This is a genomic window from Thermus sp. NMX2.A1, assembly GCF_000511705.1.
In the GTDB taxonomy this organism is placed as follows: domain Bacteria; phylum Deinococcota; class Deinococci; order Deinococcales; family Thermaceae; genus Thermus; species Thermus scotoductus.
The window spans coordinates 25,677-36,656 of sequence record NZ_ATNI01000066.1; the positions used below are offsets into that span (position 1 = coordinate 25,677).

The 10,980-nt window shown below is 64.2% G+C and carries 10 protein-coding genes; 1 reads left to right on the forward strand and 9 read right to left on the reverse strand.

The features are described from left to right. Positions 1 to 56: 56 nt before the first annotated feature. From TNMX_RS07445 to glnA, 6 genes are all read right to left on the reverse strand, one after another. Positions 57 to 770, reverse strand: coding sequence for an ABC transporter ATP-binding protein (locus tag TNMX_RS07445; RefSeq protein WP_015716419.1), 714 nt, complete (start codon positions 768 to 770; stop codon positions 57 to 59). After that, positions 767 to 1,546: an ABC transporter ATP-binding protein gene (locus TNMX_RS07450; RefSeq protein ID WP_015716420.1), complete on the reverse strand. Its 780-nt coding sequence runs from the start codon at positions 1,544 to 1,546 to the stop codon at positions 767 to 769. Before TNMX_RS07450 ends, TNMX_RS07445 begins: the two co-directional genes overlap by 4 nt. After that, entirely contained in the window at positions 1,543 to 2,871 is a 1,329-nt protein-coding gene (locus TNMX_RS07455) for a branched-chain amino acid ABC transporter permease (protein WP_015716421.1), read from the reverse strand. The genes TNMX_RS07450 and TNMX_RS07455 overlap by 4 nt, the downstream gene beginning before the upstream one ends. Then, positions 2,868 to 3,836 carry a branched-chain amino acid ABC transporter permease gene (locus TNMX_RS07460; protein ID WP_038030924.1) on the reverse strand — a complete coding sequence of 323 codons (969 nt, stop codon included), beginning with the start codon at positions 3,834 to 3,836 and terminating at the stop codon, positions 2,868 to 2,870. Before TNMX_RS07460 ends, TNMX_RS07455 begins: the two co-directional genes overlap by 4 nt. Positions 3,837 to 3,901: 65 nt before the next feature. Further along, positions 3,902 to 5,074: a branched-chain amino acid ABC transporter substrate-binding protein gene (locus TNMX_RS07465; protein WP_038030926.1), complete on the reverse strand. Its 1,173-nt coding sequence runs from the start codon at positions 5,072 to 5,074 to the stop codon at positions 3,902 to 3,904. 145 nt (positions 5,075 to 5,219) lie between these two features. Next, positions 5,220 to 6,560 (reverse strand): type I glutamate--ammonia ligase, encoded by a 1,341-nt coding sequence (gene glnA, locus TNMX_RS07470; RefSeq protein ID WP_038030928.1) that lies wholly within the window; start codon positions 6,558 to 6,560, stop codon positions 5,220 to 5,222. Positions 6,561 to 6,747: 187 nt separating this feature from the next. Here glnA and TNMX_RS07475 point away from each other — a divergent pair, with 187 nt between their 5' ends. Further along, positions 6,748 to 8,406: a bifunctional UDP-sugar hydrolase/5'-nucleotidase gene (locus TNMX_RS07475; protein ID WP_038030931.1), complete on the forward strand. Its 1,659-nt coding sequence runs from the start codon at positions 6,748 to 6,750 to the stop codon at positions 8,404 to 8,406. Between the two features lie 53 nt (positions 8,407 to 8,459). Here TNMX_RS07475 and TNMX_RS07480 read toward each other — a convergent pair whose 3' ends face one another. The 3 genes from TNMX_RS07480 to TNMX_RS07490 all read right to left on the reverse strand — a co-directional run bounded on the left by TNMX_RS07480 (position 8,460) and on the right by TNMX_RS07490 (position 10,897). Next, positions 8,460 to 8,903 (reverse strand): MOSC domain-containing protein, encoded by a 444-nt coding sequence (locus TNMX_RS07480; protein WP_038030934.1) that lies wholly within the window; start codon positions 8,901 to 8,903, stop codon positions 8,460 to 8,462. Continuing rightward, positions 8,900 to 9,604 (reverse strand): c-type cytochrome, encoded by a 705-nt coding sequence (locus TNMX_RS13320; RefSeq protein WP_038030937.1) that lies wholly within the window; start codon positions 9,602 to 9,604, stop codon positions 8,900 to 8,902. The genes TNMX_RS07480 and TNMX_RS13320 overlap by 4 nt, the downstream gene beginning before the upstream one ends. A 69-nt stretch (positions 9,605 to 9,673) precedes the next feature. Continuing rightward, positions 9,674 to 10,897 (reverse strand): sulfite oxidase, encoded by a 1,224-nt coding sequence (locus TNMX_RS07490; RefSeq protein WP_038030939.1) that lies wholly within the window; start codon positions 10,895 to 10,897, stop codon positions 9,674 to 9,676. Between the last annotated feature and the right edge of the window lie 83 nt (positions 10,898 to 10,980).

Here is a 10,980-nt window from a genome sequence, read left to right on the forward strand (position 1 = left end):
GTATAAAGCGCTCCCATAAGGGAGCGCAAGCCTGGGTATAAGGCAAGGGATGCGGCCTAACCTTCTCCCAGGTAGGCCTTCTGCACCTCGGGGTTTTGCGCCAGGTCGCGGGCCGGGCCTTCCAGGGTGATCTCCCCCGTGGCCAGGACGTAGCCCCGGTGGGCGATCTGCAGGGCCAGGCGGGCGTTTTGTTCCACCAAGAGGATGGTCTTGCCCTCCTGGTTCAGCTTCTGGATGGTTTCAAAGATGAAATCCACCAGCACCGGGGCTAAGCCCATGGAGGGCTCGTCCATGAGGAGGATCCTGGGGTTTTGCATCAGGGCCCGGCCGATGGCCAGCATCTGTTGCTCCCCGCCCGAAAGGGTGCCCCCCTTCTGTGCCCGGCGCTCGTAGAGGCGGGGGAAGAGGGCAAACACCTCCTCCTTGCGTTTCTGCACCACCTTGCGGTCGTTTTCCAGGTAGGCCCCGATCTCCAGGTTCTCCTCCACGGTGAGGCGGGGGAAGATCTTCCGCCCCTCGGGCACGTGGCCTACCCCCAGGGCCACGATCTGGTGGGCGGGGAGGCGGTGGATGGGTCTTCCCTGGAAGAGGACCTCCCCCTGTCGGGGCTTGACCAAACCGCTGATGGTGCGCAGGGTGGTGCTCTTGCCCGCCCCGTTGGAGCCGATGAGGGTCACGATCTCCCCCTCCTCCACCCTCAGGGAGATGCCCTTGAGGGCGTGGATGTGGCCGTAGTAGGTGTGGACGTCCCTAAGCTCCAGAAGGCTCATGCCGCACCTCCCGCAGCCCCCTTGCCCAGGTAGGCCTCGATGACCCTGGGGTTGGTACGCACCTCTTCCGGGGTTCCCTCGGCGATCTTGGAGCCGTACTCCAGCACGGCGATGCGGTCGGAGATCCGCATGACCAGGCGCATGTCGTGCTCGATGAGGACGATGGTGATCCCAAGCTCCTCCCTCAGGCGCTGGATGAAGGCCTGGAGTTCCTCGGTTTCCCGGGGGTTCATGCCCGCCGCAGGCTCGTCCAGGAGGAGGAGCCTGGGCTTTAGGGCTAGGGCCCGGGCGATCTCCAGCTTCCGTTGCTCCCCGTAGGGCAGGTTCTTGGCCAGCTCGTCCTTGCGGTGGAGGAGGCCCACGTACTCCAAAAGCCTCTTGGCCTCCTCCTCGGCCCGCTTTTCCTCCTTGCGGGCCAGGGGGGTGCGGAATACCGCATGGAAGTAGGGGACGTGGATGTGGATGTGCATGCCCACCAGGAGGTTTTCCAGCACGGTCATGGCCCCGAAGAGGCGGATGTTTTGGAAGGTGCGCCCTACCCCTTCCTTGGCGATCCGGTCCGGGGGTAGGCCGGTCACGTCCTTCCCGAATAGGAGGATCCTTCCCTCATCGGGAGGGTAGATGCCGGTTAGGAGGTTGAAGAAGGTGGTCTTGCCCGCTCCGTTGGGGCCGATGACGGAGAAGATCTCCCCCTGGTTCACGCTGAGGCTCACGTCGTTCACCGCCACCAGACCGCCGAAGCGCTTGGTGGCCTGGGTGACCTCGAGGGCCTTCATGCTTCCTCCATCTCCGCCTTGTGGCGTTTCTCAGGGATGAGGCCTTCCGGGCGGAAGATCATCATCAGCACCAGGATAAGGCCGAAGACCAACCTTTCGTACTTGGCGGGATCCACCTGGTTGGGGATCTGGGGCAGGCTGGTGCGCACGAACTCGCTGAAGGTCTTGAGTACATCCAGGTTGAGGATGGTGAGGGCCGCAGCGCCCAGGATGGCCCCGGGGATGGATCCCATCCCTCCCAGGATCACCATGCCCAGGATGGTGATGGAGGCCAAAAGGGTGAAGGACTCGGGGGATACAAAGGTGCGCTGGGCAGCGAAGATCACCCCCATCACCCCGGAGAAGGCGGCCCCGGTCATGAAGGCCAGGAGCTTGGTGGGCAGGAGGGGGATGCCCATGGAGCGGGCCGCCACCTCGTCCTCGCGGATGGCCACCCAGGCCCGGCCGAAGCGGGAGTTGGCCAGGTTCACGTTCACCAGCACCACCAGCCCGATCATGAGGAGGACCAGGAAGTAGAAGAAAAGCTGGTAATCGGTGGTCCGGTCCAGGTGCACCCCCAGGGTGGCCATCAGCTGCCGGAACCAGTCGATGGGAGGGCGTTGCACGGGGGTGATCCCCTGGGGACCGTTGGTGAAGTTGATGGGGTGGTCCAGGTTGTTGGCCAGGATCCGCACCACCTCCCCCAGGCCCAGGGTGACGATGGCCAGGTAGTCCCCGCGAAGCCTAAGGGCGGGAAGACCGATGACCAGACCGGTTAGGGCGGTGGTGACGATGGCGATCCCCATGAAGAGGTACATGTACTCGCCGGGGAGGGGGAAGTTCCCCTGCATGAAGTTCTTGGCCTGCTCGCTGCCGAAGATGGCCCAGGTGTAGGCCCCCACGGCGAAGAAGGCGGCGTAGCCCAGGTCCAGGAGCCCCGCCATCCCTACCACCACGTTGAGCCCCAGGGCCATGGCGGCGTAGATGCCGATCTGGATGCCCAGTTCAAAGACGAAGGTGTTGGCGAAGCCCGCCAGGGGCACGGAAAGGAGGAGGATGGCCAGGGCCAGGAGCACGCGGATTCCCGTGGGGATCCGGGGCAGGGTGGTGAGGGCCACCAGGATCCCCACCAGGCCGATGAGGCCCAGGGTGTTCCCCGAGCGCATGAGGCCCACGGTGAAGGCCAGGGTGAGGAGGGCCAGGTTCAGGGTTCGCCAGGTGGGGGAAAGCCGCAGGAAGGCGGTAACCCCTAAGGCCGCCAGGCCGAAGAGATGGCTTACCGGGCTTGGAGCCAGGAAGGCGAGGCCTAGGTAGGCCAGGCTGAGAAGGAAGGAGAGGGCGTTCATACTTTCTCCTTGACCACCTGTCCCAAAAGGCCTTGGGGCCGGACCAGAAGGATGAAGATCAGGATGAGGAAGGCCACCACGTCCTTATACTCGGTGCCGAAGTTGCCGTTTGTGAGGATGGGAAGGTAGGTGCCGAAGAAGTTTTCCAGCTGCCCCAGCACGAGCCCGCCCAGCATGGCTCCCGGGATGTTGCCGATACCCCCCAGCACCGCTGCGGTGAAGGCCTTGATGCCGGGCAGGAACCCCACGTAGGGGGTGATGGTGGTGTACTGCAGGGCGAAGAGCACCCCGGCCACACCCCCCAAGGATCCCCCGATGAGGAAGGTGCGGGAGATGATGCGGTCCGGGTCTATGCCCATGAGGCTTGCGGTGTGGAGGTCCTGGGCCACGGCGCGGATGGCCACCCCCAGCTTGGTGCGGTTCACCAGGTAGGTGAGGCCCACCAGCATGAGGATGGAAACCCCCATGAGGATGAAGGACTTGGTCTGGGCGAAGATGGCCCCGCCAAAGAGGCTCACCGAGCCCTCGAGGTCCTCCACGGTGCGCATGCGCAGGAAGAACTCGTTGTGCCAAAGGCCCTCAATGAAGCGCACCAGGTCCTGGAGGATGAAGGAAACCCCGATGGCGGTGATGAGGGGTACCAGGCGGTTGGTGGTGCCCCGGGCCCGCAAGGGGCGGTAGGCGAAGCGCTCCACCAGGATGGCGGTGATCCCCGCCACCGCCCCGCCCAGGATTAGGGCGAGGAGGAGGAGCAGGAAGCCGCTTTCCACCTGGGGGGCCAGGTAGCGGAAGACCTCCACCCCCACCACCGCCCCGATCATGAAGATCTCGGAGTGGGCGAAGTTGATGAGCTCCAAGACGCCGTAGACCATGGTGTAGCCCAGGGCCACCATGGCGTAGACGAAGCCCAGGATGAACCCGTCGAAGATCACCTGGGGCAGTAGGGCTAGGATTTGCTCCAGCAAGGTGCCTCCTTTCTCCGGGCCAAGGGGGTGGCCTTCAGGCCACCCCCTTGGGTTGGAATCCCAGTTTACTTGGCCCCTGGAGCGGCCATCTCGATGACGCGGATCAGCTTGTTGTCGGCCCAGTTGCCGGTGGAGGCCACCTGCATGACGAAGTACTTGGCCTTCTTGTTGTCGCCCTTGTCGTCAAACTCGATGGTGCCGGTCAGGCCTTCCATCTTCACCTGGCGCACCGCCTGAGCCACCTGCTCCCGGGTGGGCTTCTTGCCGCCGGCGGCCTTGATGGCGGCCTCGAGGGCAGCCAGGATCACGTTGGCGGAGTCGTAGGCGTAGATGCCGAAGCCCTCCATGTCCTTGCCGTACTTCTGCTTGAAGCGCTGGGCCACGGCCTTGGCCTTGGGGAAGGCGGAAACCGGGCCGGCCACGGTGGTGTAGAAGGTGCCGGCGGCGTTCTCCTTACCCGCCAGGCGGACGAACTCGCTGGAGTCCAGCCCGTCCCCGCCCATGAGCCGGGTCTTGACCCCCCGCTCGCGGAGCTGCTTCACGAAGGGGCCGATCTGGCTGTAGATGCCCCCGAAGTAGATGAGCTCGGGCACGGGCCGGGCCGCCCGGATCTGGTTGATGATGGGCACGAAGTTCGAGGTCTCCTCGGTGCCCACGAAGGCCACCGCCTTCCCGCCCAGAGCCTCGAGGCGCTTCCTGAACTCCTCCGCCAGGCCCTGGCCGTAGGCGGTCTTGTCGTGGATGATGAAGACGTTCTTCACCTTCAGGTTGTTGAAGGCGTACTCCGCCCCCACAGGCCCCTGGACGTCGTCACGCCCGCAGATGCGGTTCACGTTGGGGAGCTTGCGGTCGGTGACCCGGGGGTTGGTGTTGGCGGGGGAGACCATGACCAGGTTCACCCGGGCGTAAACCTCGCTGGAGGGGATGGCCACGCCGGAGTTCAAGTGGCCCACCACGCCCAGGATGTCGGGGTCGTTGATGATGCGGTTGGCGTTGGCCACGCCCACATCGGGGTTGGCCTGGTCGTCGTAGGGCACCAGGACCAGGTCAAAGCCCAGGGCCTTGAACTTGGCCTTGGCCTCCTCGATGGCCAGCTCTGCCCCCAGCTTGATCTGCTCGCCCAAGGCCGCCTGGGGGCCGGAGAGGGGAGACTGGGTGGCGATCTTGATGACGTTGGCCTGGCCTAGGGCCATGCCCAGGGCGGCTACACCTGCTACCAGCAAGCCGATTTTCCTCATAAGCACCTCCTTAAGAGCACGCGTTCGCGTTGCGGCCCCATTCTAAGGGGGGGGTACCGGTTCTTGTCAATGCCCCCTCGTAAGTTTATGCCTGACCAATGGGTCAGGCCCCCCTCCTTTAGGAGGGGGGACCCGATACCCACCCTCAGTACGTGGCCAGGTACTGGTCCAGCTCCCACTGGTGGACCGTGACCCGGTAGTCGTCCCACTCCATCTGCTTGGCCTGGAGGAAGTGGGTATACACGTGTTCGCCCAGGGCCTCGCGGATCACCGGATCCTTGCGCAGGGCCTCGAGGGCCTCCCGAAGCGTGCCCGGAAGCTCGCGGATCTTGTGCTTGCGCCGTTCCCGCACGCTCATGTGGTAGATGTTGCGCTGGATGGGGGGCGGGGGGAGGAGCTTGCGCTCGATCCCGTCGATGGCCGCTGCGGCCATGACCGCCAGGGCCAGGTAGGGGTTGGAGGAGGGGTCGGGCATCCTGAGCTCGGCCCGGGTGCCCACGCCCCGGCGGGCAGGGATGCGAATCATGGCCGAGCGGTTGGCCGCCGACCAGGCAATGTTGGTGGGGGCCTCGTACCCGGGGGTGAGGCGCTTGTAGGAGTTCACCAGGGGGTTGGTGATGGCCACCATGCCCTCGGCGTGCTCCAGAAGGCCGGCGATGAAGTGGAGGGCGGTCTTGGAAAGCTGGTACTCGGCCTTGGGGTCGAAGAAGGCGTTCTCCCCGTTCTTGAAGAGGGAGAGGTGGGTGTGCATGCCGCTGCCGTTGATGCCCCGGATAGGCTTGGGGAGGAAGGTGGCGTGGAGGCCGTGGTTCAGGGCCACCTTCTTCACCACCCACTTGAAGGTGGCGATGTTGTCGGCGGTGGTGAGGGCATCCGCATACTTGAAGTCGATCTCGTGCTGGCCCGGGGCCACCTCATGGTGGGAGGCCTCGATCTCAAAACCCATGGCCACCAGGACGTTGACCATGTCCCGCCGGGCCTCCTCGCCCTTGTCGATGGGGGCCAGGTCGAAGTAGCCCGCCCGGTCGTGGGTTTCCACGGTGGGGAGGCCCTCGGGGGTCCTGAGGAAGAGGAAGAACTCCGGCTCGGGGCCCGCATACATGTTGTCAAAGCCCAGCTTCTTAAGGCGCTCCACCTGGCGCTTCAACACGTACCGCGGGTCCCCCTCGAAGGGACGGCCATCGGGGTAGGTCACATCGCAGATGAGCCGGGCCACCCGGCCCCGCCCGGGATCCTCCAGGGCCTCGGGCAGGATCACGAAGGTGTTGTAGTCGGGCTTGAGGAGCATGTCCGACTCCTCGATGCGGGTGAAGCCCTCAATGGAGGAGCCGTCGAACATGATCTCCCCGTCCAGGGCCTTCTCAAACTGGGACTCGGGGACCTCCACGTTCTTCACCACGCCCAGGATGTCGATGATCTGGAGCCTGAGGAACTTGACCTTCTCCGCCTTAAGCGCCTTGAGGATTTCCGCCTTGGTGTACGCCATTTTTGACCCCCTTGACCTGCTGAGGCCGGGCATTTACCCTTTCCCCCCAGCAGATTGCGCAAAGTGTACAGCAAATATATGCACACTGTCAAGCCTTAGCCTGTCACCCGTCAAGGAAGGTCTGGCCTCGAGGTTCCTGACCCTAAGCTGACCTGGCCTTGGGTAGACTGAAGCCTGGAGGTCGGGTATGTATAAGCGGCGCGAGGTATTGAAGGCAGGAGCAGCTTTAGGTTTGGCGGGCCTGGGCTTGGGGCGGGCCCAGGGAGGGTTCACCCTCACCCTGGTGCACACCAACGACACCCACGCTCACCTGGAGCCCATGGAGCTCACCCTTTCCGGCAAGAAGGTGAGGGTGGGGGGTGTGGCCCAGCGCATCGCCTTCTTTGACCGGCTTAGGGCCAGCCGGAAAAACCTCCTCTTCCTGGACGCCGGGGATGTTTTCCAGGGCACCCTGTACTTCAACCAGTACCGGGGCCTCGCCGACCGCTACTTCATGCACCGGGCCCTATACCGGGTGATGGCCCTGGGCAACCACGAGTTTGACCTGGGGCCGGGGCCCTTGGCGGAGTTCTTGAAAGGCGCCCGCTTTAAGGTGGTTTCCGCCAACGTGGGGGTGGAGCGGGAACCCAGGCTTAAGGGGCTTTTTGCCCCGTATACCGTGGTCTTGGTGGGGGGTGAGAAGGTGGGGGTGATCGGCCTCACCACCCCGGACACCCGGGAGATCGCCAACCCCGGGCCCACCGTGGACTTCCTGGATCCCTATGAAACCGCCCAGAAGGCGGTGTACGAACTGCTGAAAAAGGGGGTGAACAAGATCGTGGTCCTCTCCCACCTGGGCTACGGGGAGGACCTGAAGCTGGCCAGGAGGCTCGTGGGCGTGCAGGTGATCGTGGGCGGCCACTCCCACACCCTTTTGGGGAGCTTTCCCCACAAGGAGCTCGCCCCGGCGGGGCCCTACCCCACGGTGGTGAAGAACCCCGAGGGCAAGGACGTGTTGGTGGTGCAGGCCTGGGAGTGGGGGAAGGTGGTGGGCCTCTTGGAGGTCACCTTTGACGCCAAGGGGGAGCTCCTTGCCTACAAAGGCGAGCCCTTCCTCATGACCCCCGAGGTTTCCCCTGAGGACTTCTTCGCCAAGGAGGCCCTTCTGGCCTACGCCCAGCCCGTGATGGCCCTCATGGGGCAGGTGATCGCCCAGGCCAAGGTGGACCTCATCGGCGAAAGGGCCATCGTGCGCAAGCGGGAGAGCAACTTGGGCAACCTCATCGCCGACGGTATGGTCTGGAAGACACGGAATGCCGGGGTGCAGATCGCCCTGCAAAACGGCGGGGGGATCCGCACCAGCATCCCCAAAGGCCCCATCACCGTGGGGAAGGTCTACGAGGTTTTACCCTTCGGCAACACCCTGGTGGTGATGGACCTAAAGGGCAAGGAGATCAAGGCGGCCCTCGAGAACGGGGTTTCCCAGTGGGAGCAGGGAGCAGGCCGCTTCCTCCAGGTTTCCGGCCTCCGCTATGCCTTTGACCTCTCCAGGGCCCCAGGCGACCGGGTGGTGAGGGTGGAGGTGAAGACGGAGAAGGGCTATGTGCCCCTGGACCTCGAGGCCACCTACCGGGTGGTGGTGAACAACTTCATCGCCAACGGCGGAGACGGCTTCACCGTGCTCAAGGAGGCCCAGGGTTACCGGGTAGACACCGGTTTCAGCGATGCGGAAAGCTTCATGGACTACCTGAGGGAGCTTAAGGAGGTGGAGGCGGGCCTCGAGGGGCGGATAGAAATCCTCAACGAACCCAAAGGGGAAAAACCCACCTACTGGGCCTACCGGGTTCCCGAGCGGGTGGGGGTTTAAGCCAGAGGCAAGGGCCCCGGGGACCGGTCCCCGGGGCCCTTCTTGCGGAAGGCCTATTCGGCGGTGACCAGGATGCGCACGGGGTCCCCCACCCGCACCAGGCCGCCTTCCAGCACCCGGGCGTAAAGACCGCGGCCCCCATAGAGGAGCTTGGGAAGCCTAAGGTCAAACTGGGAGAGGCTGGAGCAGACCGTGCACACCTGGGCGAGTTCCAAAAGGGCTTCCCCCACCCTTAACCGGGTACCTGGGGGAAACCCATGGGGATCCAGGTCCAAAAGGAGGTTCTCCCCCAAGGCCCCGAGGGGAAGCTCAATGCCCGCCCCTTTGGCCTTCTCGTAGGCGGGAAGCCCCGCCACCAGGACGGCCCGGTCGGGGTCCTTACCCGCATGCCGGTCCCCTTTGGCCCCGAAGTCCGCCAGCAGTTCCAAGACCTCCACCCGGGGCTTGGGAAGCCCCGAGCCCAGCCCCAGGTGGAGGGAGATTACCGTACCCGTCATGGCAGCTTCAGTCCTTGCCGGTGTTTCAGCACCTCTTCTGGGCTTAAAGTCTTGGCCCGTGCAGCCTTGACCTCCTCGGGGCTGTAGGGCTTGAAGCCTTGAGGAGCCCCCCACCCTGCCAGGTGATTCAGGACCAGGGCTATCTCTTCGTCGGATAGCCAAGCGAATCCGGGCATGATGCCGGCGTACTCCTTTCCCTCAACTTTTATGGGGCCTTGGAGGCCGTAAAGTACCGCCAGCAACAGGTAGGTCCGGCCACCTTCCGCCTTAAGGAGCTTCTCCACATGCCCCTTGAGGGGTGGGAAGGCGGGAGGATTGCCCTCTCCTTGGGGCCCGTGGCACCCTGCGCAGTTGGCGTAAACCTGGGCCCCGGTCTTGGGGGTGGGCGCAGGTTGGACCTGGGGCGGAGTGGGTGGGGGTTCCGTGCCCAGGTAGGTGGCCAAGTAGTCCAAGATGGCGGAGCGTTCCTCGGGGGTTATCTGTAGGCCACGGGTGACCATCTCGTCGATGATGGCGTTCCACCGCTCGCGGGAGAGCCTTTCCCTGGCCACGAAGCCGATGTCGTGGCAGGTTTGGCACTTGGCCAGAACCAGGTCCTTTCCCGGTCCTTCCGGGAGGGTGTACTGCCCTAGGGCCAGGTAACCGGCGAACCCTAGGATAAGGATGCTGACGGGGAGAAGGCTTTTTCTCAATTTATGCATGTTACCCCCGATGGGTACATGGATTGCGGCCTAAAGAGCCCCTGGCCTTTGGCCAGGGGCGAGGAAGGGTTAAGCCACGGTGAACTTCACCCGCATCACGCCGTTATACTCATAGCCCCGCTCGTTCCAGGCGATGTTGCCGTCCAGGGGTTGACTGCGGCCAGTGGCATCCCAGGCCCGGGCCATGACCTCGTGCTCTCCGGGGCGGAGGTAAAGGGTGGTCTGCCAGCGCACCCAGCCGAAGCTCTTCCCCTGGGTAGCCAGCTGAGCCTGGTGCCAGGTGCGGCCTCCGTTGGTGGAGACCTCCACGCTCACGATGGGGACGATGCCGTCGTTAAAGGCCACCCCTTCCACCCGCACATAGGGTCCCTGCACGGTCTTACCCTCCAAGGGAGCAAAGATAAAGCTGTTGAGGGACACCAGCCAGTTGGGACGGGAGTTCTGGAAGTTGTAGGGGTAGGTCTTGCCCGGCTCCTGGGGCAGGAAGGGCAGATGGGTGTTGGGAATGGCGGGAACCCGGTAGCGGGGCATCTGCTCGGCGGTGGTGTTCTCGGCCTCGGTGAACTCGATCTTCTCCACCCACTTCACGTTGTTCACGCCGAAGTAGCCAGGGAAGACCAGGCGCACCGGACCGCCGTGCACCGCAGGGAGGGGTTCCCCGTTCATGGAAAGGGCCAGGAGGGCATGCTCTAGGGCTTGGATGGGGACGCTCCGAACAAACTCGGGGGCGTTCCCCTGGCGGCTGGCGTGGGCGGTAATGAAAAAGGCCTTCTCGCCCAGCTTGACCCCTTTGGCCGCCAGAAGGTCCTTGAGGCGTACCCCGCGGAAGGTTACGTTGCCCACGCCACCCCGCTTCCAGGGGTTGCCGGAGGTGCGGGGTTGGAAGAGGCTACGCCCGTTCCCCGAGCACTGGAGGACCATGGTGACCTCCGTCTGGGGCATGGCGAAGAGCTCGCTGGCTTCGAAGGTGAAGGGTTTGTCCACCAAGCCCCCCACCTCTACCTTCCACCCCTGGGGGCTGGCTCCTTCCACGGTGTTGTACCCTGGCAGGTCCACGTTATTGCGAATGTAGAGGAGGTCCTTGGGGGTTTTCTCCGGGTTGCTGGCCAAGAGGTCATAGGGGGTTTCCAAAACGATGGGACGCTGGGAGAGGACGATAAGCTTGGGATTCTTCCCCTTAACCAGCTGGTCGGCGGTGGGGGCTTGCTGGGCCAGGCCCCGGCCACCCGCGGCCAACAAGGCCGCACCCATGCCCATGAGCTTAAGGGTAGTGCGCCGGTCGATCTTTTCCATAGGAGACCTCCCTAAGGGCATTTGTCCCTTCCGGTCAGTCTCAATCCTAATGGGCACACCCTACCCATGTCAAGTTAGGGTAA

Coding starts and splice junctions, on each gene's coding strand:
- TNMX_RS07445 (WP_015716419.1), bottom strand. CDS start 770: ATGAGCCTTCTGGAGCTTAGGGACGTCCACACCTACTACGGCCACATC.
- TNMX_RS07450 (WP_015716420.1), bottom strand. CDS start 1,546: ATGAAGGCCCTCGAGGTCACCCAGGCCACCAAGCGCTTCGGCGGTCTG.
- TNMX_RS07455 (WP_015716421.1), bottom strand. CDS start 2,871: ATGAACGCCCTCTCCTTCCTTCTCAGCCTGGCCTACCTAGGCCTCGCC.
- TNMX_RS07465 (WP_038030926.1), bottom strand. CDS start 5,074: ATGAGGAAAATCGGCTTGCTGGTAGCAGGTGTAGCCGCCCTGGGCATG.
- glnA (WP_038030928.1), bottom strand. CDS start 6,560: ATGGCGTACACCAAGGCGGAAATCCTCAAGGCGCTTAAGGCGGAGAAG.
- TNMX_RS07475 (WP_038030931.1), top strand. CDS start 6,748: ATGTATAAGCGGCGCGAGGTATTGAAGGCAGGAGCAGCTTTAGGTTTG.
- TNMX_RS07480 (WP_038030934.1), bottom strand. CDS start 8,903: ATGACGGGTACGGTAATCTCCCTCCACCTGGGGCTGGGCTCGGGGCTT.
- TNMX_RS13320 (WP_038030937.1), bottom strand. CDS start 9,604: ATGCATAAATTGAGAAAAAGCCTTCTCCCCGTCAGCATCCTTATCCTA.
- TNMX_RS07490 (WP_038030939.1), bottom strand. CDS start 10,897: ATGGAAAAGATCGACCGGCGCACTACCCTTAAGCTCATGGGCATGGGT.